We start from the raw sequence: 19587 nt of genomic DNA, 5'->3' as shown, positions 1-19587 counted from the left end.
GGTAACGAGGATCATTCAGCAAAAAACAGGGCAACCGATTACCCTGACGCTGCACCCGATTGCGAAAACAATCCTCGTGAAACGCAGAAGCCAGCTAAATGATCCAGACGATGCTATAAATTCCGGGAGGAAGGTTTTCCGGCTCCCAAGTAAAAATGGGGCCAATAAAATTCTTAATGAATGGGTAGCCGCCGCGGGCATAAAAAAACATATCACCTGGTCCTGCGCAAGATTGAGTTTCTCGATATTATTGAAGGACCAAAAAGTGGACGATCCGACGATCGCATACCTCATGGGGCATACCACCACAGCGCAGGTACTAAGAGTATACAAAAGGCATCGCCCTAAAGATCAATCCGAAGCCATCAACTTACTATCAGAACCAGCATTACTTCCGTATTTTCTTCAGTTGTAGATCATCGGCAGCGGATAAAAATCTGGAAGGTTCCCCAGCCATTAGTCTATCAAGATCTTCCTTCCTGAAATATCCGCTGCTGGTTTTTAATACACCAAATTCAGAACATTTCAGGGCAAATTGAGTCCTGCCAAGGTTTGTGTAGATATAGGCTTCTTCAGGTTTCAAATATGGTTTGAAACAAATGGCTATAGCACGCATCACAATCAACTCATCACTTTTTATCATAGCACTTTACTTTACGTTATGATCAATAGAAACTGACTCAAACAATATAACAATTTAGTTTGTGCTAATTACCTCCAAGGAGGATCAGTGAAAAAATATTGATGACCCATGAAGTCCTCAATAGAAAAATGCACTAATTTTCCACGAAAATAAATTTCATGCATTTTAAAGAAGCAGAACAACTCGTAAAAGAGTTCAACATCGCAGAGGACGGAACTCGTACTTTTATGGCAGCTGCCATCATTTTGCACGGTATAGAAACAGGAGAATGGAATCCAGTTAAGATTAGTAAAAAATCAGGCTATCACGATATAACCGTACGTGCGATGATCAGAAACCTAAAGAAGTATGAGTTCCTTGTCGACGGACAGATTTGCATGGAATCAGAACCAGATTCTCCGGATTTTGCGCCGGAATTCATATTAATGGCCATGGCAGTTGCCGGCAAACTGAAGGTACAAAAAGTGACGATTACCAATCCTCTCCCGCCCTCCATTGAAGATAATGTAAGAAATCTTCCAGCCATTATTTATGACATCCCATGGCTACCGGAACAATCAAGCTTCATCAGGAAATGATTGCTACTTCCCTTCCAGCCATCACTAATAATTCAAGTAACCTCCCGTCAGTTATTTATGACATCCCCAGGCTATCTGCATTTCACTCTTCAACAGCAATTATGTCATAACGGGCCCCGGTTAATTCAACCATCCAAAAAATATTAAATTGCCCATGTGGAGCGGCTTCTCTAATACTATAAGCGAAGATTATAAGTTTGCGCACTTATTTTTTTCTTCATCCATTGATCACTACTTGTCCCAACCATTCATCTATTCGAAACCACGATTTATTTTACAGTTTAGGTAATGGCTAAATAATCATTCCCGTTACCATCTTCATATTGTTTAACCTCATAGTCAGATACACCTGAAATATGAATATTGAGCTGCTGACATTGCTTCAGTAAAGCCGTAAGCTGTTCAATGACCGATATTTGCTCTTCTGAAAATTTGCTGTTTGTCATTTATATCTGCATTAATATATGCTAAAGGCTATCAAAGCTTTTTTAATTTTGCTTGAACTAAAATACTTTCCTAAGAAATGAAAATGGATGGCTTGCCCCGATCAACATCGTAGGCTGCAAAAGTCAAAGGAGGTGCGGGCCAAGCCGAAACTGCCTTCATCTCTAACAGGATGTTTTTAACTCCAATTTCCGAAAGTTGGTTCGCAAAAACTGCTTTACGCTGTTGTACATATTGCAAACGTTGTTGCAGGGCAGGAATTGCATCCAAAATGTGCTGTTCTTCCTGTAAATACCGATCTCGCAAAAAAGTCAGTTCTCTAATATTTAAATGTGCTATTTTCAAGGCAGTAATATTTGGTGACGGGACCATAAAAATACAATATTCCATCAAACTTCCCTGTCTCTGAAAAACTCAGTAAAAAAGGCTATATTTGTCTCTCAAAATAACCATTCAACACCTTTTAGCAAGTTGGCATGCAAACAACCAGTAATACTAAGGAATTCCCCGATATCATTACGTTCGACATAGCGATATTGGATGCCAAAATCAATGAATTGTCGGCAAAACTCAATGATGAGCAACAAAAGCTTGATCAATTAAAATTACTACGATCAAATATCATAAAATACGCAGAAAACGAGCGTCACAGTTAATTTCCAGCATATTCACATCAAAACCAATCAGGTACAAAGGTTCTCGTTCACCGAAGTTGATTTCCCCGCGACAAAAAAGTAGAAGTTAGGCCATGGGGTCGTTCAAATTGCGTAACCTACTGTACATCCTTAACTTCAATGGAGGATCTTTTAAAAAAAGTATCATTAAAAGTAAATTATCAAAAAACACCTAACTAATCTTCTTTTAACATCTTCGCACGAATCGTATAGCCTTTTTTCCAAAAGGATTCTATGACTTTTTCCTTCACTAAACTAAATCCAGGACCATGCCGCTGCTTGCGTGTAAAACCCTCCACCCTGAAAGGTTCACTGCGGACAATGGTAGTATACCAGCGAGCGTCGAGTACATCAATATCAAATGACGTCCCGTTTACAATCTTTTCTTTATTGATAGTTTGAATTTTCCCCTTTGCGGGAACGACATACTTTGTTTGAGGCTCTACATTCTGCACAAAAAATAAAGTGGCCAAGATCTGAGCAAAAACGTTGTATACTTCCGTACGATGGTGAACATCAGCTATGAACGGATCGGCCAAGAAAAATAGTTCGGAGGATGGTTCAGTAGCAGAATTTTCTAACAACAAAACCGACCGCAAACACAAATTTCCTTGGTACGGGAAAAATTCGAACACGCAATATCGCCCTTTTTCAGCATCTGTATAAATACAAAACGTGCGATTTTTTGACATAAACGTCGCACTTCCGCTAAAAAATGTCGTTCTCTTTTGCACCTGAAAATCTTTTAAAATATCTGCACTCCACGTGAAAACATCCTTCTCCATAGCCTTTATAAAAGTATCGGCCATAAAAAATATATTCTTGGAAAACTCACTGGAAAATGCTTGCCATCTGCTATTAATAGTAGGGAAAAGGGCAATAAGATGTGATGAACCCCTAAGTTGCAAAGGCCAAATATCCAATGAGCCTTTTAACATCTCTAAAACAGGAAACGTCCTATGCGTAAATTTCATTGATCGAAAATAATTCTAAAGACACAGTTTACAAAAAAAAGACAGGATAAACTAAATCATCCAGCTACCTAATAATATAAGAGGAGAAAAAGATTAAATAGGGTGAAAATGTCTAACAGCATCTTACTAACCAATTATTAACATTCACTTTCCAATTTTTCATGTAATATTAGAAAATAAGGGTTTCATCGGCGCCGTAACGCTTTGAAACCCCAGGTGGAAATTAATTTCTCTCGACCCGACTTTAATTTCTATTGACAAAATTTTTCCGGCTACAATATGTGCTGGAGTTCCGGCACTGTCGTGTGCCGGAACACTTCTTATGCTTCTAGTCCCCAAAACGTCGCATTGACTTGAACGCCTGTCGATCGCCTCCCCATTCAATAAGCCACTCTTCCCAGCAGATGGCCTCCAAAACACTTGATATTCCGCGACCTTGCCATTAAAAACGGCTCATTTCCCGAAGAAAGCTACACCAGCTTTCTCAGGAGGAAAAAGTGTGAAATTAGCTGCAGTCTAAATGTCATCTTTCAGGAAATGAAAGAGCATGAAATCTGAGCACCTATTTGGAATACAGTTCTCCTCAACAGATACATTCAAAGACTTTCTAGTACTCGATTTTTCAACGTGGTTAACGATACGGGCTTTCGAGGAAAAAAGAAGGACAGAAGAAAAGTTGATCAAGCTCGGCGAACTTCTTGGCGTTAGTCGCGAGCGCGCCGAGCACCTCGTAAATAAATACGACCCAATCGCGCTGGAAGTCCCTGATGTAACGGAAGTCAGTGAGTTATTGAGTGAAAAAGATATTCACCAATTTTACATCACTAAAAATGTGTTGGATCATTGCCAGAAGATAAAAGTAAAAGAGCCCTTTGACTTAGAATGGCTCGCTCCAATTCCAGACGGAAAAAAGCAACTGAACTTTGGGGATAAATTTGTCCGCTATAATAAGATCGGATCAAAAATAAATGCGTTGGTGGCATCTGGAAATAAATCAGATAAAGGATCAAAACCAATCCGGTATAGTTTCTTTAACATGGACCTGAGCAGTAAGGAAATTTCTACACCAGAAATGGAAGACTACTATGATCTTAAGCAGGAAAAAGAAAGCTTTTTGGATTTTGATGCGGCTTCCCGGAAACTGTTCTTTCAATTAATCACCTTCATTAAACTGGCGGAAGTAGAAGAAATAATGGTAAAACCCAAAAGTAAACATGGCGTAAAAAAAGCCCCCGCGAATTTGTTAAACCAGGAGACATTCCCGATCAGGGTGATTGATATCAACTGGAACAAAACGATAATCACAGAGGGATTTGGTGTTAAATTTCATTACCGCCTTCAGCGTTGCGGTCCTAATTTCTCAAAACGGGAGCTGATCCCAATTCACCCGTATCAAAAGAAAGGTTATAATTTAAAAGCCAGAAAATTGGATGACAGAAATAGGGGTCCACGGATATAAATTTGGTTCCATTCTCAAACAAGCTTCGTTCGGGTTGCATCAGGAACTACCGGATTTTTTGTATGCCATGCTGAGTCCCATTCAGGTACGTATCCCGCCTCCTTTGAAAAAAGCTACAGCTTTCCAATCCAAGCCGATAAAATTTCAGGTACTGAAACAGACTTCAAAAAACTCAGCAAAAAAAGTAAGCTCCGATATTGCGTTTTCAATGGCCTCCGCCCATTCAGAAAAGCAAAATGTCTCGTCCCAATTTTCCAATAATTCGATTTGATTTTTTTTGTTCTGGCAAAACCACTGTACATGCTCGTCTAAGGTTATCAAAAGAGTTTGCACTTCATGTAGCCGATCTTTAAAGCCACTGTAATTCTGAATAACATTAAAAGGGTTCACAAGGGCGGATTCAGAGAGCCGCTTATCTGTTGCCAGGTATCGAAGATCTGCCATTGGCTTCATAACACGGTTGGCTAACGCTAACTGATCCCGATAAGTATTTAAGTCGTTATTTTTCCCAGTGAGCGGAGTGTAATTGATTAATAAATTCACCCGGCGTTTGATGCCGAAGAGTTCCTGATCTAGTATAGCGAGGGAAATCTCAATCTCGTAGAATGACATAGGCGCTATTGGTTTTGCAAGTATATTAAGTTCTTCAGAACAGATCCTTTGCTGTAAATAAACATTGCCGGCAATTTTGGAAATAGCTAAAATTGACTTTGTAATTTTCTTGTTAATCATTGATAATTAGAGATGCCAGTCTTTCATAGAAAATTATTGCAGTTGATCAAAGCACCAATTGAGATGGGTTTACAGGGAGAACTAACATCACCGTAGGTACAGGTAAGATATTTTAAATGTAACAGTCATTATTGGGTCATAAAATTTATGACTACGAGTTAGAATATACTCTTACAATCTCTGATTTCTTATTATTTTTACTCGGTAGTGTTTCCTTGAAAGTCCATTCAATTGACAAGTCTGATAAAGTAAAGCTAAATAAATTTTTATGATGACTGCAATTACTATTCCCTCGATTTACGCACTCACTGGCATTGTACTTATCGCTATCGTATTAGTGAGGCTATTTTTAAAAAACTATTGGCTCGCCTACTTTCGAAGGCACAGTGATTCGACCGCAAAATACTATCAAGCTGAAGCGGAAAAGTTGGCATTAAAGGCCCAGGCACTCAAAGAGAATGTTCAAAAATTAGAAACCGACATCGATCTGCTCTGGATGCAATTACTTCAATGGCGTGAATTCGCGGAAGAAAATCGATCTTTTCGTCACGGGATACTTCCATCAGTGGAGAACAAGAACTTCCATAAATTGGCTGCTGAATTGGATCAGCATTTCGCGTATCTCTATGAAATATCCGAATTGGATCGGCAGCAGTACATACAGAGCCTCCGTAAAAAGGAAGATTATAGGGCGGAGTTTAATAAAGTGATTACTAAAATCGCGAACAAGTTTTCTGGAATGAATTTGGGTGAAAATGCTGGTGAGACGCCCATTTTGAATAGCAATCGAGAAAATTAAGACGGTGGTAGCCAGCTATCTCTTAAAGATATATTCAATTAATGAATCTAATAAAATCGAGTAAAATAAATTACAAATGGTACTGCAGGTGTGCGATTTTGTAGAGGATTGCCCCGTCCTAGTATAGCTATGAGTAGATGACACCTGTAAGATTAAAGCCTAGCGGCAATTTGACCATCGCAAGATCAAATTCAGTCTTTTACATTTTATAATTCTAAAATCCCCGGTACCCCTTCTGACTTAAATTACCAGAATTTCCACCAACTTCGTCTGACCTTCAAGTCGATAGGTTCTCGCTTCTGTTGTTCGGCAACCGGCATAAATTCGCTCAGCGACGGGAAATTATCAATAGATCTGTTATCGCCATGTCGCAGATCGTAGGGGTAGTATGGATGGTTCTCAAGTGAATCATCGTTAAGACCCATTATTTTTGCAATGGCCGCACTTTCGAAGCTCCAGTAGCCTGTATAGCTATTATCATTCCTTTTATGGGAGCCGTAATCATCTTCCAGGTTGTCGGAAGTGTAGAAATAGTTTTGAAGATAGTCCATCAAACTATCACTTGCGGTAGCCCTTTCGGACAATGTTATCTCCCGCAGTTTCAGGCAAGCTACATCCTGTGACCATTGCAGCTGAGGCATCAACTCTATTGCGGGAACTGCAAACCGGAGGAGAAACGAGATTAAATAATCGTGATAACCAACGGCCTTCAGTTTACCGGCGAGATCACCTAGCGCATCGTTGGCATTTAATAGCACACCTTTTGCGATTATTTCGAGAAGATCAGCGTAGATAAGCCCCCCGCCATCAGAATAATCCACATCAGGATCTATGGATAGCGTGTAATTTTTCAGCATTTCATTACCTGGTGCAACCAGCTGTGCAACCGGCCATCCGAATGAATACCCCAGGGAAATATAGTCGTTTAAGCCATCTGCCAACACGTAGTATTCATTGAAATACGGCTGTTTTCTTTCTGCCATGGACCGCCGCCTCTCATTCAATGAAGATTGCAGCCTGGCCACTAAATTCCCAAAATACTGTTGTGACTTAAAGTGATCTCTTATCATGTCGAATTTAGTTATAGTGAACCCATTATTCAGAAACCACCGGCCATTTGGCATAATAGCTAATCATCTTGAACTCCCCTTCGACCTGGCCAAAGACAAGGCCGAAAAAAGAGTCCGCGGTTTCGTTCTTCTCAGGATACTGTATATACACTTCATAGATCACTTTGCCGCTATCAGTCCGCGACTGCAGGCGCCGGTAATAGTCATCTGCATTATCGTCGATCACCTCGATATTGTCCAATGAAGCCATTGGCAACAACCGCAAGATATCGCTGGTGAAAATTGCACCATAATGCTCCATAAACTCCGGCTGTTTTATTTTATCCGTTGAAGAGCTGTCATGCTCTAAAGTCAGCCCGTCATCCGATGGTTTAGGGGCAGTGGGCAGCGGAAAGGAAATCATCGATTGTACCTTAACAACGTCCTTTTGAACCACCGCGGCTTTAAATTCGTTGAGAAACCCCAGAAATCTTTCGTCCACCAGGATTTCCGAGGAAAGACCGCCATTCACCGGGCCGACAGGCGTATCCTGTGCTGCCATTGACACGGGTGCTTTAGCCCTTCCCGATCGATGATTACAGCTAATAAATGTTACGTAACCTAAGCATATGATAACCCAAAAGATCATTGACTTCTGAGTCATCGTCGTACGACGAAGCGTACTACTGTACATGCTGATTGACCTTATCATTACAAATGCATATTTCCGGGGCCTTCTCATTTTGCTATTCCTATGATTAAAACAAATATACCTTTCACTCACGACAATTTCTCCTAGTATGACTTAAAAAAAGGAACAGCATGACATACCGCTCAGCTTGGTACAACGATTTGAAAGCACCTTCAAAATTGAATCTTCTTATACCACATCCTCATCCAACATGAAATTTGCCAGTCGCTTCTTCATACCACCAGTAATGAAGTGGAATCGAAAGCACCTCTTGTATGCGGCGGAAGTACGCTTGATGCCATCCTTTCATCTGTTCCTTTGATATAATTTCAAGACGTTCCATTGTAAGCCCCGGGTACCAGCAGGCATAGTCCAGGAGCTGGCCTAAGGCATCGCGAACGTTGAATCGTAGATTAAAGGAAGTTTTTATTTCGAAAATAGAATAGGTGGTATTATGATGTCTTATCACCAAATCTGCGGTGTGCCAGCCAAAATGACACCAGTAATATCCCAGTGTCTGTGCAACCGGATCAGTTTGTCCATGCTATCCGCCTTTTAACCGAAACGGACTGCAGACGTAATGCCGATTCGGGTTCGGATTTCAAGATAGTCCGTACGGGCTGGGATAACGTGCATAGCGATGGACGTTTTGAAGAAATTGCACCTTTACCTGGCGCACATTATCATGAACTGCCCCTGACCAAGCAGCAGGGCATCGCAACGTTCTGCCGGGCGGCGGCTATGGCCCTTCCCCTCCAAATGGATCAGCGATACCCGTTTGCCGCCAGCAAAGCGTAATACCAAGTTAACTGCTGGCTTAGAACGAATCCCCGTGGCACTAAATTTACCTCGCAAATGCTATTAAGGCCGTGCGATTATCGCACCGGCCGAAAAGTACCTCGGTCACGAGCATCGTCACAATAAAGGGGTAGCCATTTCTCAGGTTTTAACCACGAGGGCCAAGTTCATATGTCGAGAAAGAAGTATGTATCCAATAGCCTCAATCTTTTTCTGCCGGGAAAAAATATCTACACATCAGAACCCGACGGTCCAAAGCTTGCCAGGGTTTCTGTTGAACAACGGCGCTTTTAGAACTCAAATAAAATGGCCACCCTCTTCCTACCCCGACCTGTAAAAAAAATCTCTGAGCCCCGCTTATCCCAACCGGGTCTCAGAGATTCGTAATAATCGACGGTGTTTGTTATTCCCATCCCGGATTTTGGGGGATACTGGATGCACGAATTATTTCAGCCGGAACGGGGAAATTATACTTGTAGCTATTGGGCTCCAATGTATACGTCTGTCCAGCTATCGATCTGGAAATGGTGATCGCAAACTCGCTCTCAAGATTCAACCTCTTAAGATCAGCCCACCGAATGTTTCTTAATATTAGTTGCTTACGCCTCTCTAGGAATATTTTCCTTAATGCGTCAATTTTATCAACGGCAGTCTGATCGACATAGGTGGTCGTGCCATCCTCCTTTTTTGCATAACGCGTTCTGACCAAATTGTTCAGGGTCTCCATCGCCTTTTCAACCTTATTTTCTCTTGCATAGCATTCAGCGCGAATTAAATAAACTTCATCAACAGCCACCCCTGCAAAAAGATCACTGCCAGAATTCCCGTATGTACCGATAAACTGGAAGCCGCCGCCTCTTTGGACAAAAAACTGCGATCGGCGCTTATCGTTTTCTTCATAGAGATCGACAAGTGATTGGTCAATCAAATAGTCGCGGGTGACTTCCCGCGCCGCTGGAACCAGACACACTAATAAGACCTCTTTATTAACACCAATAAAACCCTTTCCTGCCGGTAGTGAATCGTAGGTCAAAAGTTGATTCGCCAGCTGCAGGCATTGATCAGCGTACTTGCCGGCATTGCTGTAGTCCCCCATATACAAATAGGTTCTCGCCAGCAACGCTAACGCGGCCGGTTTCGATGGCTGTGTAATTACCGGCGCCACCGTGGGTAGGTTATTGATGCAAGCATTTAAATCGAACAGGATTTGCTCATACGTTTTTTTAACGCTACTGCGCACGGAAGGTTCATTGACATCATCGCTTAGCCGAATGGGGATTCCTACGTCGCTTCCAGCTGAAGATTCCTTGTAAGCTGGCGCATAAGCTACCGCCAGGTTCAGAAAAGCCATCGCTCTAAAGAATTGCGCTTGTGCTTTAATGTTGGGTATGCGCGCATCGCCAGCAAACCGCTCCGCTTCAGTTAAAACAACATTACAGTTCAGGACGGCGAAATAAGGACCATTCCAGTCTGTCACGGTTTCATATAAAATGGCATTTGTCCAGGTGTAGCGATTCTGATTAATGGTTCCACGGTACCGATTCCAGGTTGCCTCTGTAATATAATGTCCATCTGCTGCGATTTCGGGTCCCAGGGGCGTTGTATTAATATTGAGATTGACTCCATTGTCCAGTAAGGCCTGTAGGTCCTGGGCGGTGGCAATGGTGGACGTCTTCTTGTCACCTTTTTCTTCCATCCAGTCCTTACCGCAGGATGAAAACATCAAGCAGGCAAAAATCGAAAAGACACCCGATAAAACGTTTATTTTTGAAGTACTCATTTTGGTTGTTTTTAGAACACAATATTTATTCCCAACGCGATACTTTTACTCAAGGGAAAATTTTGAGCTTCAGGATCCAGGTTCAGGTCATTGGCAACCCATATTTTTCCAAGCTGGGTAGCGTATAAGAAAACGGAAGCTGCATTTAGTCTCAATTTTCGAAGTATCGACATGCCCAACGAATAGTCAAGGCGCACATCTTGCAACCTTATGACATCTGCCTTCATGACCAGAACTTCGGAATTTCCATAAAAATCATAGCGGTTATCCGTATTACCGGGCATGGAAGGTACATTCGTAGTTTTTTCATCTCCAGGTTTTTTCCACCTTTTTTCATAATCACCATGTCCACCGCCATAGTAATAAAGTGTGTTATAATCTATGGAACTCCTTCGAACATAATGTCCGAATGAACCAGTGATGTTAAAAGAAAGCGATATGCCGTTATAGGATACGGTGTTCAGAAAGTTACCAAATGCCGTGGGTAATCCGGGGCCATGGTAGTGAAGGTTTTCAGGCTTCGTATTCTTCCCACTGAGCACTACATCATAACGAGCGATGGTATCAGCGACATAGCCCCTGGGATCGCCAGTAGACGGGTCTAAACCCGCCCACTTGTAACTGTAAATTCCAAACATTGGCCGGCCGACAATGGGAGCCTCCCCACTTAAATAAATGGAAGGATTCTCTAACTGCTCCTTGGGTAAATCGTATTTAACAACTTTTGATCTATTGAAACTAAGAATCAAGGTTGATTTCCATTTTACCTTTCTATCCAATACCAGCCCATTCAAAGTAAGATCTAACCCTTTCCCTTTAATCGCCCCAAAATTGCCAAGATAACGGTTAGCCCCGGTTGTTCTGTCTGCTCTTACTTGACTGATCATATCCGTCCCTTTCTTGGCGTAATATTCTATGCTCCCAGAGATACGGTCATTTTTTAATCCAAAGTCAACTCCCAAATTTATAACCCGCATTTTCTCCCACGTTAACCCGGGATTGGGAGGACTTGTTAAATCTGCGTATGTAGGGCGCCCGTAAAAAAAGCCGCTAGGCATGTATTGAATTAAAGCATAGGAGGTCGCCCTATTATTAATATTCCCATTAAATCCATAGGTCGCACGCAGTTTGAGCCGCGGGATCACTTCACTGGGAAAGAAGTCTTCTTGCGCAATATTCCATCCTACGCCAGCTGACCACAGTGGCTTTCTACGCAGGTTTGCTTTTACGCCTAACATGTTACTCTCGTCAACGCGGGCACTTCCAGTAAGCATATACTTTTCTCTATAAGTATAGGCGAAATTTGAAAACGCACTTTTGTACCGGCTAAGACTACCCTCCAGCAGGCTGCCGTCCGGTATTCTACTCATAAACCCCTCCCCTGGGCGAATATTCAAATTCGTATTAAAATCCATCTGCGTACTGTAAGTATAAGTATTAGGATCATACCCATATTTTCTAGACCGGTTATAATCATAATTGGACTCCCTAACATCAGCGCCGGCAATGGCTACCAGATTATGAATCCCCCAGTCTTTGTTAAAATTCAACTGGCCTCGTACATTCCAGCTTGTCTCGGTAGCGGTTCCCTGGTCCAGGATACCACCCAGGGGAACCGGGTAAACTGGATTGCCGTTGAAATCGTAGTTCAAAAAAGTGTTGATCATATTCCTGGCAGTATAAGACTCCAGGCTATAAAAATTTTCTTCATTGGTCGTCGCACGTTCATATTGCCCCAATACTTCCACACTTAATCCTGGAATTATCCGATATCGAACGTTGCCCCCCAATCGGGTACTGTTGAGTTTTGCCGTATTATCCAAGATCCGCTGTTCTTCCAAAGGCTTATAGTGCCAGTCTACCATACCTGGTAATGAAAGGGTATCGAGGTATGCAGTGCGAATATTCTGATTGCTGGTACTCATATGGACGGGTAGCCCATTATCATCGACCAGTCTGCTGTAGGGTGAAACCGCAGACGGACTGCCGTTTGGGATGTAATCGGAAAATGAAAGGGAGTTATTGAAGGTATTGGCTTGGGTGTAATAAATATACGAGCCAAATTCCAAATTTAGTATCGGCCGGTACGTGTTGGTCATTTTAAAAGTGATTCTATCATCCAGCCTTCCTTTTTCATTGCCTGCGTTTCGATCATACCCTATTGATGCATAATAGGAGGCTTTATCAAAGCCGCCACTCACATTGACATTATACTGCTGGTTGACGGCTGTCCGCATTAAGTATCGAGAAACGTCACTTCGAATCTCATTTCTCGAAAGCCGCTCTAACTGCTCGTTAGCCTGACTTTCCGTAATTTCACCACTGCGCTGTTTCATTAAAATCTCCACTGCATCCGGCACTCTCGGATAGTTATACCAGGAGGGGAAAGGCGGGCTATTGATATCATAGAACCCAGTGGAAAAGGCCTGCCGTTCAAATGCAATAACATCCTCAGAACTCACTAGACTTTGCTGATGTATTTGCGGCTTTTCAATGACATTTACGTTCGCATTGAGCTGAACGGACATCTTTCTATTATACGCGCCTTTCTTGGTATTGATAACAATGACTCCGTTGCTGGCTCGCGCGCCCCAAATGGAAGCAGCCGCTGCGTCTTTCAACACAGTAATGGATTCAACATCGTTTGGATTAATATTTTCAATTATAGCCAATCCGGGGCCAGATTCATCTCCCTCGTAATAGGGAAACCCATCGACCACAATAAGCGGACGCGCAACAGCAAGTATCGTATTGATGCCACGGATATTGATATTTGTTCTTCCTTTCGATGTACGGTTGTTGTATAGCCCGCTGGTCACATTCAAGATCCGATCCATAACATTGGTCGAAACAGCACGGTTGAAAAGTTTGTTATCGATATGAGAGAAGGAGCCTGTTGTTCGTTCCCTGGGAATGTTCTGATACCCGGTTGAAACTACTTCAACCGCGTCAATATCCCTGATCAGCGAATCCAGCACCACCCGAATATATGCACGGTTAGCGATTTTTATTTGCCGGGTTTCGTAGCCAATGGAAGAGACGAAAAGGGTTCCATTCGAAGGTATGTTGTAGAAAGCGAATTTACCGTTATTGTCGGTACCCTGCCCTCGGGGTTGGCCTTTTACTGAAACTGTTGCCGATGGTATGGGTCTTCCTTGTGGGTCAGTGACAACGCCTGAAATAGAGATGTTGGGAATGGTGTCGGTTAAGTTTACCGAGCTATTCGCGCCGGTAGCCCTGCTGAGCACAATTCCGTTGTCGCGAATGCGCCAGTTGATATTCCGCCCTTTTAGTAAAATGCTCATGACATCGGGAAGCGTGCCCCTTTGTATATTGATCGACGCCAGGCTGTTGCCGTCCAGTGTGGATTTACTGTAATAGAAGGTAAGACCTGTTTGTTTTTCGATTTCCTTAAAAATGCTCTCAATTGGCTGATTACTAACACGTAATGTGATTTTAGTAGAATCATCCAGTGCATCAGCTTGATGATAAAAGGCAAATAGTAGACATAAAAACATCCACATGCCCTTCCAAGGGAGAGGGTAGTGTATTCTCATTTTGGTTAGTATTTAGCTTAAAAAGGATCTCGAACGCATTATGGAAATAATAAAGACGCTGGCCCCGTTGACTGTATGAAACCAGCAACAAGGTTTTTCTAAAAAAGTTCATTGCACGACCTCATGCTGTATGCAGCGCGTTGGTTGATAAATCCGCTTAACTTATGACAAATAAAACATTAAGGGCAGAGGAATAAAACGCAATAGATGTCTCCATTTCAGTAAGTCTTGCCTGGCCAGGGAAAGGTGCGTTTTGACTGTATTTATACCACGTTTAGGCAATCCTAAGGCAGTGGACAATTCGGTATAGGTCATGTCTAGTAAATAATACATCTTAAAAGCTTCCCGTCGCTTGCGGGGAAGTTTTGATAGCAAGAGCTCAAGCTTTTCCCACAAATCATGTTGTTCTTCCTGATCATACTTCATATAGGCTTCTGGCATTTCCGATAAATTCAAAAGTTCAGACTCCAGATCTACCGCGCTGACCCACTTTTTATTTTTCCGTATATACTCAAGGCTGCGGTTTTTCAACGCGATAAAAAGGTAGGACCTGACATTTTCAATTCTAGCCCATAATGCAGAGTCAGCGTAAAGTTTGGTGAATACGTCCATGGCGACATCCTTCGCCGCATCGCCATCCCCTAATATTGTGAAAGCGTATTTACTTAGCGGTTGATAGAATTCATTAAAAAGCTCTGAAAATACCGCCTTGTCCCCAGCCCTAAGCCGGGAAATATAATATTTATTATTCATGCAGGTCGCATTAAGTAAGCTAACAAAAAAGGGAAGTGGATCTATGACTTAAGTATAATTGCGAGAGTTTCAATCGTACAAAAGTAGCAAGCAATATGTAAAGCATTTCGCTGGGTCAAAAATGCAAAAAACCTACCTATTTCAGGTTAAGAATTTGTTAAGCGAGTAAAAAAAGCATCATAATTTGAACACAAACTTGCTTGAACCAATACGATTTGCAAACAATTATAGTTATATGGAAGTAAAATTGATAAAATACTGCAATCAAAAGCAATTTTTCACCCTTTTTTTCTCGCACTGCATCCCTTCTATTCAGTTCCCGAATACGTTTGGAAGGGCCAGTTTCAATATAAAAAAAACGGTTTACCACCCTAAAATAGCTCTCGGGTATTATTAAACTTTGTTAACGGGTTACAAACAAGATTGTGTAAGAAATAAAATCCCAAAGAGGTGTATTGGATAAGGTTAAGACTCCCCGACCTGGCCGATCTTCCACACAGGATACGACCATTAACAATTGAATTTTCGGAATTTTCACCCTGAAAGGGGTAGCTTTGCGTCTTATAAAAGATGAAAGACGATACCCACGCATATACATTATTAATCAAGCAACACTTCAATGGATTAACGCCTGACGAGGAGAAGGCGTTAAATGCCATGATAGCGAATGACAGCAGGCTGTTGGCAGTGCAGGATGAAATTCGGAGAATTTCCCAGGAAGAGGCACAAGCATTTGCCGGCCAGCTGAATAACGAAGTTGCGCTGGCTGAAGTATACCGTCGCGCTGCGAAATTAAAACGACGAAAGACAATTGTTAAGACGGTAAGCATTTCTGCGACAGCGGTCGCGGCGGCTTTCGCAGCGGTGATCATCCTCATTCCCTCAAAAACTTCGATACCTCTTACTGCTTCTTTTCAAGATTCCCTGGAGAATAAAGCCGTGCTTGTCCTGGCAAACGGCGAGTCCATCGCCATGGAGGATACAGGTAGGCAGCAGGTGGTGGCGGGAGCCATTCCACTAAATAACAATAATCGTAGTTTAACATTTTCGACGGCCGGACAAAAACCGCTCACTGGCCTGAATACGCTCAGCGTCCCAGCCAAACTGGACTTTCAAATTGAGTTGGTAGACGGTACAAAGGTTTGGCTGAACAGTACAACAAAATTTCGTTTTCCCTTCGAATTCGCAAAGGGAAGCCGGGAGGTATTTATTGATCATGGCGAAGCCTATTTTGTGATCGCACCTGATGCGAACAGGCCATTTACCGTACATACCTCTGCCGGACCGGTTCGCGTTTTAGGCACAGAATTCAACATCAATGCCTATAACCACGGCAAAGTAATCACCTCCCTGATTTCAGGTAAAGTAGCGGTGTCGAACGGCACCAAAACCATTGAATTAAAACCTGGCTCGGAAGTCATCGCACAAAATGGCTTATTAACTGAAAACAAGGAATTCGATCAGCTGAACACCCTAAGCTGGAGAAAAGGTGTTCACTATTTTGATAATGCCACCATAGCAGAAGTAGGCATTATGCTGAAACGATGGTTTGACCTTAAGTTGATAATCGATAATCCCCAGGCTGCACAAACGGAGTTTCGCGGGAAACTTTTCCGAAATCAACCGATCGACAAATTCATACAGCAAATCAACGATACCGAGGACGTTACTTTCTATTGGGCCAACGGCGAGCTCCATTGCAAGTAGTTCACAAGCAAACTTTTCAATCCTCCATTCATTTCCATCGCTTTCAGACGCCTTCCGCTACAGGAGAAGGCAACCAACAGGCTTCCAGTAATTTCCTCTCAGTAGCCTCCGACGCTCGGCCCCCTCACACCCAAGGCCGTACAAAAAATTGGGAAGCCAGGCCGTAATGAAATGGGATAGCGCTAACCTCTGACTGGAGGTAACTTATACTTGAAACACGACCAGTATTACATCCCAACCATAAATAAACGGGCCCAAAGCTTGACAGCTCCGGGCCGAATTTTAACCATTAAAAGTTAAAAACTAAAAATGTATCTAGTAAGCTTGCGAAATTTTCGCTGATATAAATTTAGTAAAACCTTCCTGAAATAATATCGCAGTTGGTCATATCCTTCGAAGCTCCTCTAGTCTAGCACCATCTGAAGATCACCACATTCCCGTAAAGAAAGCTCCAGGGGCCACCCGGCATGCCTACTTTATTCTTTGCATCCAGATTCCTACAGAAAACAATAGTACAGCTGAGAAAAGACGATCCTGCTTTTTCGTTCACCTCTTGCAGATATCCATACCTTCAACAACCCCGCTGTTCGCACTGCGCCTCCCTCACCAATTTTTAAGGAATCTACCGGTTGCCGGCGAGGTGATCCCCTTCCCGCCAAATATACCCACCCGCACTGTCTACGATTCCCTGAATATTCATGGATATATAGCGATGACTGACACCAGCCTTTCTTGCGGCTTCCGATTTGGTGGCAAAAACAGCAATAGGATTCCCCAAAAGGTCAAACTGTGTCACTTTTTTTCCTCGTTTCTCCCGAAAAGATCTCTTCCTTTTATGAATGGCCTCACTCACTTCCTTCCAGTTGATTTTGCTGGCGCTCCCCTTACGCCAGTAATAGCCGCCTGATTTTCTCGCGCTATTTTTTGATGCAGCGATAATCCCGGAAACACTGATCCCAAGATGCTTTGCAGCGTCTGAAATGCTGTTGAAAGTATCAATAAGACAACCTTTATCATCATACCTGGAGACTGCTATACTTGTAGCCGCTTTAGCCGCCAAATTTGCCTCGATTAGCCTAAATTTACTCACCTGAAATGGGCTTAATTGTCGGCCAGCGTCATAAGACTTTTGATTTTTCACGCCATACGTCACCAGTTCAAGATTCTCAGGAAATACGTCCAAACCATCGCCACTTTTCGCTCTAACGACCCAAAATTTGTCCTCCAGGTTAAATTCCTGTACAAAACAATAATAAACAAGGCGATTAATCTGGAAGTGATATGCTATCTTATCAACGTGAACGATCACTTGTAAGCGCAAAGACCAATCTTTCATCAGCATGTTGCGATCCCTGTTGATCTGCGGTAAGATAACCTTCTGTGAAATGGTCCTCGGACGACCCAGGACATCATTAATAATCCTTTCCTTGCGCATTACCCTACCAAAATTCGAAATTTGGTACAATCCATCAAGTCCAGGAATATCTGCCCACAATTCCCCCAATCGGTCGCTTGTGTCCGTGTCTCTGTAAGACGGTGTTTCTATTCTATCCATAAGGCACGATTGATGTTCGACATAAACGTAAAACAATATACAATTACTCACTGCGGAGACACTGCGCTAATTAGGCGTTTTTTCTTTCAGCTGACCATTTCATCAGCTCCATTCACTAGTAAAATGCGAGAAAGTAAAATTTATTACCTCCCTGATGTGGATTTGCAGTATAGTGTTCTAGTTTTGAGTCATTGAAAGAATGAATGCTTTAAAAATAACTATGGATGTTGCCCAATCCTAAGTAAATCACATATCTAACGTTATTTCTATTACCAGATTTTCTACAATTGTCATGCAGTTTCAATAAGTCTGTTACAACTATTCCGCAACATAAACACTCATTAAAATGGCACAGAAATCAGTGACACTGAATCCCCAATATCCCAGGAAATCAAAATGGAAAAATATCTTTATTGAAGCAGTCAATGCCATTCTTATCATCACCTGGTTGCATACAGGCATCAGTAAATTGATCACGCACGTAGCATTCTATATTCAAATGCAACAATCACCATTGTTCTATAAAAATGCGCTGGTTGTGTCGTATGCAGCACCGATTCTGGAAATAATCATCGCGGCCCTGCTAATTGTAAAGAAAACGAGATTCATCGGGTTCCTCTCTTCATTCATACTAATGGCCTTCTTTACATTTTATGTAGTATACCTGATGGTGAATGTCCCTAGTCTGCCCTGCAGTTGCGGAGGGGTTGTCAGTTGGATGAACTGGCCGCAACACCTGGTGTTTAACATTCTGTTGACTGGGCTGTCATTTGTAGCATCCATACTATATAGAAAAAAAATAAAACAGGAAAGCATCTTATAAAATACGCAAATAACTTAAGACACTAAATATCTTCTACTGCGCACTAGAGCAAGTTTTCTGTCTTGATAAAACAGAAATAAACCATTTAGTTAACATTAAAATTGACAAACAAATGAAAAGCTTCAAACTTTCTTTTGCCCTTATTATCGCCGTTTTAGCAGTTGGCGTAACTTTTGCCACTAACGCAAGTGCACTCGCCGGTAAAATCGTTACTGGCTGCTGGAAAGCAAACAGCCTCACTATCCAGGTACGTGATCTCGCAAACCCGAGTAGCCCGACCAGCAGTGAAATTTTCTCTCCGGTTTATGATGTTACTTCTTGTACCACAGTTGACACCGAAGTTTTCACCAACGGAAAATCTTTCCTGCGTGTTGCTACCGGTTCCCCCGCGGCTCAGGTAGGTTGTGACCTGGTTTCAGCTGATTTCTGCTGCTTAACTCTCCAGGAAATTGCTTCTCCGAACGACCCCCTGTATGCTGACGTACCCTTCATTAACCTGGGCGACGGCAACAAGAAATACGAAATCTCCGAAGTTAGGTGCAAACCCTAATCGAACGGTCTCTTAAGAGAA

At 42.4% G+C, this 19587-nt stretch carries 18 protein-coding genes; 7 read left to right on the top strand and 11 right to left on the bottom strand.

What is annotated here, in order from left to right; translation table 11 throughout:
- Nucleotides 1-388 precede the first annotated feature (388 nt).
- Entirely contained in the window at nucleotides 389-643 is a 255-nt protein-coding gene (locus tag R3I13_RS18590; RefSeq protein ID WP_346319464.1) for a hypothetical protein, read from the bottom strand.
- A gap of 158 nt (nucleotides 644-801) precedes the next feature.
- Here R3I13_RS18590 and R3I13_RS18585 point away from each other — a divergent pair, with 158 nt between their 5' ends.
- Nucleotides 802-1221 carry a hypothetical protein gene (locus R3I13_RS18585; RefSeq protein WP_346319463.1) on the top strand — a complete coding sequence of 140 codons (420 nt, stop codon included), beginning with the start codon at nucleotides 802-804 and terminating at the stop codon, nucleotides 1219-1221.
- A gap of 281 nt (nucleotides 1222-1502) precedes the next feature.
- On the opposite strand, the gene R3I13_RS18580 is transcribed toward R3I13_RS18585, so the two are convergent.
- The 3 genes from R3I13_RS18580 to R3I13_RS18570 form a co-directional block, all read right to left on the bottom strand.
- Nucleotides 1503-1667 carry a hypothetical protein gene (locus tag R3I13_RS18580; RefSeq protein ID WP_346319462.1) on the bottom strand — a complete coding sequence of 55 codons (165 nt, stop codon included), beginning with the start codon at nucleotides 1665-1667 and terminating at the stop codon, nucleotides 1503-1505.
- 70 nt (nucleotides 1668-1737) lie between these two features.
- A complete protein-coding gene (locus tag R3I13_RS18575) occupies nucleotides 1738-2010 on the bottom strand; it encodes a hypothetical protein (RefSeq protein WP_346319461.1) in 273 nt (90 codons plus the stop codon).
- 505 nt (nucleotides 2011-2515) lie between these two features.
- Nucleotides 2516-3313: a hypothetical protein gene (locus R3I13_RS18570; RefSeq protein WP_346319460.1), complete on the bottom strand. Its 798-nt coding sequence runs from the start codon at nucleotides 3311-3313 to the stop codon at nucleotides 2516-2518.
- 547 nt (nucleotides 3314-3860) lie between these two features.
- On the opposite strand from R3I13_RS18570, the gene R3I13_RS18565 reads away from it, so the two are divergent.
- A complete protein-coding gene (locus R3I13_RS18565; RefSeq protein ID WP_346319459.1) occupies nucleotides 3861-4772 on the top strand; it encodes a hypothetical protein in 912 nt (303 codons plus the stop codon).
- 144 nt (nucleotides 4773-4916) lie between these two features.
- Here the strand turns inward: R3I13_RS18565 and R3I13_RS18560 are convergent, their stop codons facing one another.
- Nucleotides 4917-5504, bottom strand: a complete 588-nt coding sequence (locus R3I13_RS18560) for a hypothetical protein (protein ID WP_346319458.1) — start codon at nucleotides 5502-5504, stop codon at nucleotides 4917-4919.
- Nucleotides 5505-5772: 268 nt separating this feature from the next.
- On the opposite strand from R3I13_RS18560, the gene R3I13_RS18555 reads away from it, so the two are divergent.
- Nucleotides 5773-6303: a hypothetical protein gene (locus R3I13_RS18555; RefSeq protein WP_346319457.1), complete on the top strand. Its 531-nt coding sequence runs from the start codon at nucleotides 5773-5775 to the stop codon at nucleotides 6301-6303.
- 245 nt (nucleotides 6304-6548) lie between these two features.
- Here the strand turns inward: R3I13_RS18555 and R3I13_RS18550 are convergent, their stop codons facing one another.
- Both R3I13_RS18550 and R3I13_RS18545 read right to left on the bottom strand, forming a co-directional pair.
- On the bottom strand, nucleotides 6549-7373 hold the full coding sequence (locus R3I13_RS18550) for a PoNe immunity protein domain-containing protein (RefSeq protein ID WP_346319456.1): 825 nt from the start codon (nucleotides 7371-7373) through the stop codon (nucleotides 6549-6551).
- Nucleotides 7374-7398: 25 nt separating this feature from the next.
- Nucleotides 7399-7914 (bottom strand): hypothetical protein, encoded by a 516-nt coding sequence (locus R3I13_RS18545; protein ID WP_346319455.1) that lies wholly within the window; start codon nucleotides 7912-7914, stop codon nucleotides 7399-7401.
- Between the two features lie 648 nt (nucleotides 7915-8562).
- Here R3I13_RS18545 and R3I13_RS18540 point away from each other — a divergent pair.
- Nucleotides 8563-8841, top strand: a complete 279-nt coding sequence (locus R3I13_RS18540) for a hypothetical protein (protein WP_346319454.1) — start codon at nucleotides 8563-8565, stop codon at nucleotides 8839-8841.
- Between the two features lie 403 nt (nucleotides 8842-9244).
- Here the strand turns inward: R3I13_RS18540 and R3I13_RS18535 are convergent, their stop codons facing one another.
- The 3 genes from R3I13_RS18535 to R3I13_RS18525 all read right to left on the bottom strand — a co-directional run bounded on the left by R3I13_RS18535 (nucleotide 9245) and on the right by R3I13_RS18525 (nucleotide 14931).
- Nucleotides 9245-10621: a RagB/SusD family nutrient uptake outer membrane protein gene (locus R3I13_RS18535; RefSeq protein WP_346319453.1), complete on the bottom strand. Its 1377-nt coding sequence runs from the start codon at nucleotides 10619-10621 to the stop codon at nucleotides 9245-9247.
- Nucleotides 10622-10632: 11 nt separating this feature from the next.
- On the bottom strand, nucleotides 10633-14178 hold the full coding sequence (locus R3I13_RS18530) for a SusC/RagA family TonB-linked outer membrane protein (protein ID WP_346319452.1): 3546 nt from the start codon (nucleotides 14176-14178) through the stop codon (nucleotides 10633-10635).
- A gap of 162 nt (nucleotides 14179-14340) precedes the next feature.
- Nucleotides 14341-14931, bottom strand: a complete 591-nt coding sequence (locus tag R3I13_RS18525) for a sigma-70 family RNA polymerase sigma factor (protein WP_346319451.1) — start codon at nucleotides 14929-14931, stop codon at nucleotides 14341-14343.
- 570 nt (nucleotides 14932-15501) lie between these two features.
- Here R3I13_RS18525 and R3I13_RS18520 point away from each other — a divergent pair.
- Nucleotides 15502-16638, top strand: coding sequence for a FecR domain-containing protein (locus R3I13_RS18520; protein WP_346319450.1), 1137 nt, complete (start codon nucleotides 15502-15504; stop codon nucleotides 16636-16638).
- A gap of 622 nt (nucleotides 16639-17260) precedes the next feature.
- On the opposite strand, the gene R3I13_RS18515 is transcribed toward R3I13_RS18520, so the two are convergent.
- Entirely contained in the window at nucleotides 17261-18193 is a 933-nt protein-coding gene (locus R3I13_RS18515; RefSeq protein WP_346319449.1) for an NUMOD1 domain-containing DNA-binding protein, read from the bottom strand.
- 346 nt (nucleotides 18194-18539) lie between these two features.
- On the opposite strand from R3I13_RS18515, the gene R3I13_RS18510 reads away from it, so the two are divergent.
- Nucleotides 18540-19016, top strand: coding sequence for a MauE/DoxX family redox-associated membrane protein (locus R3I13_RS18510; protein WP_346319448.1), 477 nt, complete (start codon nucleotides 18540-18542; stop codon nucleotides 19014-19016).
- A gap of 112 nt (nucleotides 19017-19128) precedes the next feature.
- Nucleotides 19129-19566, top strand: a complete 438-nt coding sequence (locus tag R3I13_RS18505; protein WP_346319447.1) for a hypothetical protein — start codon at nucleotides 19129-19131, stop codon at nucleotides 19564-19566.
- Nucleotides 19567-19587 lie beyond the last annotated feature (21 nt).

Source organism: Chitinophaga sp. YIM B06452, from assembly GCF_039655965.1.
GTDB lineage: Bacteria > Bacteroidota > Bacteroidia > Chitinophagales > Chitinophagaceae > Chitinophaga.
Note: the sequence above shows the minus strand (reverse complement) of the source record. Positions and strands in the feature narration are given on the sequence as shown.

Coding starts and splice junctions, on each gene's coding strand:
- R3I13_RS18590 (WP_346319464.1), bottom strand. CDS start 643: ATGATAAAAAGTGATGAGTTGATTGTGATGCGTGCTATAGCCATTTGT.
- R3I13_RS18585 (WP_346319463.1), top strand. CDS start 802: ATGCATTTTAAAGAAGCAGAACAACTCGTAAAAGAGTTCAACATCGCA.
- R3I13_RS18580 (WP_346319462.1), bottom strand. CDS start 1,667: ATGACAAACAGCAAATTTTCAGAAGAGCAAATATCGGTCATTGAACAG.
- R3I13_RS18570 (WP_346319460.1), bottom strand. CDS start 3,313: ATGAAATTTACGCATAGGACGTTTCCTGTTTTAGAGATGTTAAAAGGC.
- R3I13_RS18565 (WP_346319459.1), top strand. CDS start 3,861: ATGAAATCTGAGCACCTATTTGGAATACAGTTCTCCTCAACAGATACA.
- R3I13_RS18560 (WP_346319458.1), bottom strand. CDS start 5,504: ATGATTAACAAGAAAATTACAAAGTCAATTTTAGCTATTTCCAAAATT.
- R3I13_RS18555 (WP_346319457.1), top strand. CDS start 5,773: ATGATGACTGCAATTACTATTCCCTCGATTTACGCACTCACTGGCATT.
- R3I13_RS18550 (WP_346319456.1), bottom strand. CDS start 7,373: ATGATAAGAGATCACTTTAAGTCACAACAGTATTTTGGGAATTTAGTG.
- R3I13_RS18545 (WP_346319455.1), bottom strand. CDS start 7,914: ATGGCAGCACAGGATACGCCTGTCGGCCCGGTGAATGGCGGTCTTTCC.
- R3I13_RS18535 (WP_346319453.1), bottom strand. CDS start 10,621: ATGAGTACTTCAAAAATAAACGTTTTATCGGGTGTCTTTTCGATTTTT.
- R3I13_RS18530 (WP_346319452.1), bottom strand. CDS start 14,178: ATGAGAATACACTACCCTCTCCCTTGGAAGGGCATGTGGATGTTTTTA.
- R3I13_RS18525 (WP_346319451.1), bottom strand. CDS start 14,931: ATGAATAATAAATATTATATTTCCCGGCTTAGGGCTGGGGACAAGGCG.
- R3I13_RS18520 (WP_346319450.1), top strand. CDS start 15,502: ATGAAAGACGATACCCACGCATATACATTATTAATCAAGCAACACTTC.
- R3I13_RS18515 (WP_346319449.1), bottom strand. CDS start 18,193: ATGGATAGAATAGAAACACCGTCTTACAGAGACACGGACACAAGCGAC.
- R3I13_RS18510 (WP_346319448.1), top strand. CDS start 18,540: ATGGCACAGAAATCAGTGACACTGAATCCCCAATATCCCAGGAAATCA.
- R3I13_RS18505 (WP_346319447.1), top strand. CDS start 19,129: ATGAAAAGCTTCAAACTTTCTTTTGCCCTTATTATCGCCGTTTTAGCA.